Raw genomic sequence first — 3067 nt, forward strand, 5'->3', positions numbered from 1 at the left:
ACGGCCGACGTGGCGGTGGGCTCGAACGTGGGCCGCATCCAGCGGATCCAGGAGATGATGTCGGTGATCGGCAACATGCCGGTGCTGTGGATCGAGGTGAAGTCGCTGCTGTCCAGCGGCCCGTACTCCGAGCAGAACATGATCTTGTGGAACCAGGCCCTGAAGGAAGAGCTGCCGCATTACCCGAACATGCGCATCTACGACTGGCCGGCGGTCGTGCAGAACAGCTGGTTCATCAACGACGGCATTCACTACACCTCCTACGGGTACGAGCAGCGGGCGCGGCTGATCGCCCTCGCGCTCGCTGCCGCCTTCCCGGCTAACTGAGGCGTGGCCGCGGTCGCGCCAGGCTCCGGCGCCGCCAACGTCCGGCCAGCCAGGCGACATGCGACTTTGCCTATCGAATTTGACGGCTTTCGCGGGCGAAGGTTAGCGTCGATAACGGCCGGAGCGCCGGACGGAGGGAGCCGCGGGATGCCGGGAACCAGCGAACTGCACCTGGCGGTGGCCCTGGACGGGGCAGGCTGGCATCCCGCCGCCTGGCGCGAGCCGACCGCGCGGCCCGGCGAGCTCTTCACCGCCGGCTACTGGGCGGACCTGGCCCGCGAGGCCGAAGGCGGCACGCTCGACTTCCTCACGATCGAGGACTCCCTCGGCATCCAGACCGCGGACCGCTTCGCCGGCCCTGACGACCGCACCGACCAGGTGCGCGGGCGGCTGGACGCGGTGCTCCTCGCCGCGCGGATCGCCCCGCTCACCCGCCGCATCGGCCTGATTCCCACCGCGGTCACCACGCACACCGAGCCGTTCCACCTGTCCACGTCGATCGCCACGCTCGACTACGTCAGCGCGGGCCGGGCCGGCTGGCGGCCGCGGGTCTCGTCATCGCCGCACGAGGCAGGCCACTTCGGCCGCCGCGAGTTCCCGCAGCTGCGCGGGGAGCTGCTCGCCGACCCCGCGACAGCCAGCCACATGGCGGACCTGTTCGGCGAGGCCGCCGACGTGGTACAGGTGGTACGGCTGCTGTGGGACTCCTGGGAGGACGACGCGGTGATCCGCGACACGGCGACCGGTCGCTTCGTCGACCGCGACAAGCTGCACTACATCGACTTCGCCGGCCGCTGGTTCAGCGTCCGCGGCCCGTCGATCACGCCGCGCCCGCCGCAGGGCCAGCCGGTCGTCGCCTCCCTCGGCCACGGCCCCGTGCCGTACGCGTTCGCCGCCCGCGCCAGCGACATCGTGTTCATCACGCCCGCCAGCGCGCCGCACGCACGGCAGATCGTCGCACAGGTCAGGGAGGCGGAAATCGATACCGAACGAACCGGGCCGCCTCTTTCGGTCTACGCCGACCTGACGGTGTTCATCGACGACCAGCCGGGCGCGGCGGCGGCACGCAAGCGCCGCCTTGACGACCTCGACGGCGCCGAGCTCGGCACCGACACGGCGGTCTTCACTGGCACCCCTGACGAGCTCGCCGACCTGCTCGCCGACTGGCGGCGGGCGGGCGGCCTCGACGGCTTCCGGCTCCGCCCCGGCGCGCTGCCGTACGACCTGGCCCAGATCACCCGCGGCCTGGTGCCGCGGCTGCGGCGGCGCGGCGCGTTCCGCGCCGGTTACGCGGAAAGCACGCTGCGCGCCCGCCTGGGCTTGCCCCGCCCCGCCAGCCGTTACGAGCGGAGTCCCGCATGAGCAAGCAGGTGATCCTCGGGGCCCACTTCCCCGGCGTCAACAACCACACGGTGTGGAGCGACCCCGCGGCGGGCAGCCAGATCGAGTTCGGCTCGTTCGCGCACCTGGCGCGGACCGCCGAGGCCGGCGCGTTCGACTTCTTCTTCCTCGCCGAAGGGCTGCGGCTGCGCGAGCAGCGCGGCAAGATCCACGACCTGGACGTGGTCGGCCGCCCGAACACGATCACCGTGCTCGCGGCGATCGCCGCGGTGACCGACTACCTGGGCCTGGCCGGGACCATCCAGGCGACGTACAACGAGCCGTACGAGATCGCCCGCCAGTTCGCCACGCTTGACCACCTGTCCGGCGGCCGGGCCGGGTGGAACGTGGTGACGTCGCCCGACGCGTTCACCGGCGAGAACTTCCGCCGCGGCGGCTACCTGGACCGCGGTGACCGGTACGTGCGCGCCGCCGAGTTCGTGCAGGCCGCGCGTGAGCTGTGGGAGTCCTGGGCGGCGGACGCGATCGCCGCCGACAAGGAGAAGGGTGAGTTCCTGACAGCCGGCCCGCCCCGTTTCGAGTACAAGGGCTTGAATTTCGACATTTCCGGCACGTTCACAGCGCCGAGAAGCCCGCAGGTGCACCCCGTGATCTTGCAGGCAGGCGACTCCGACGGCGGGCGGGAGTTCGCCGCGCACAGCGCCGACGCGATCTTCACCAGGCACAGCTCATACGACGCCGGGCGCGCGTTCTACGCCGACGTGAAGTCGCGGCTGGCGCGGTACGGGCGCGGGCCCGCCGAGCTGAAGGTGCTGCCGGGGGCGAGCTTCGTGCTCGGCGACACCGCGGCGGAGGCCGACGAGCACGCCAGGCACATCCGCCGCCAGCAGGTCAGCCCGCAGACCGCGATCCTGCTGCTCGAGCAGGTGTGGAACACCGACCTGTCGGCGTTCGACGCCGAGGGGCCGCTGCCGCCGTTCGACCCCGACCCGGAGGCCGCCTCGATCATCCAGGGGCGGACCCGGATGTACGACGACCCGGTGGCCGTGGCGCGCAAGTGGCGGGCGATCGCCGAGGAGAAGAAGCTGTCCATCAGGGACCTGATCATCGAGGTGACCGGGCGGCAGACGTTCACGGGAACGCCCGCTTCCGTGGCGGAGGCGATCAACCGCAGCGTGCAGGACGACGCCTGCGACGGGTTCATCCTCGTGCCGCACCTGATCCCGGCCGGGCTTGACGAGTTCGCCGCCAAGGTCGTGCCGCTGCTGCAGGAGCGGGGCGTGCTGCGTTCCTCGTACGAGCAGGGGACGACGCTGCGCGACCGCCTCGGGCTGCCGCCGGCCAGGCCGGCGGCAGCCTGGGCCGCGGCGCGGGGCCAGGCGTAACGGGGCGACGGGCG

General features: G+C 71.9%; 3 protein-coding genes. All 3 read left to right on the forward strand.

Translation table 11 applies throughout. From position 1 onward, the window contains the following. Positions 1-327, forward strand: a 327-nt coding sequence (locus Q1N79_RS10150) for a hypothetical protein (RefSeq protein ID WP_300607342.1), incomplete at its 5' end; no start/stop codon positions are given. A gap of 147 nt (positions 328-474) precedes the next feature. Next, a complete protein-coding gene (locus Q1N79_RS10155; protein WP_300607344.1) occupies positions 475-1689 on the forward strand; it encodes an LLM class flavin-dependent oxidoreductase in 1215 nt (404 codons plus the stop codon). Next, positions 1686-3053, forward strand: a complete 1368-nt coding sequence (locus Q1N79_RS10160; RefSeq protein ID WP_300607347.1) for an NtaA/DmoA family FMN-dependent monooxygenase — start codon at positions 1686-1688, stop codon at positions 3051-3053. Before Q1N79_RS10155 ends, Q1N79_RS10160 begins: the two co-directional genes overlap by 4 nt. Positions 3054-3067 lie beyond the last annotated feature (14 nt).

This window comes from Trebonia sp. (assembly GCF_030042015.1).
Taxonomy (GTDB): Bacteria; Actinomycetota; Actinomycetes; order Streptosporangiales; family Streptosporangiaceae; genus Trebonia.

Coding starts and splice junctions, on each gene's coding strand:
- Q1N79_RS10155 (WP_300607344.1), top strand. CDS start 475: ATGCCGGGAACCAGCGAACTGCACCTGGCGGTGGCCCTGGACGGGGCA.
- Q1N79_RS10160 (WP_300607347.1), top strand. CDS start 1,686: ATGAGCAAGCAGGTGATCCTCGGGGCCCACTTCCCCGGCGTCAACAAC.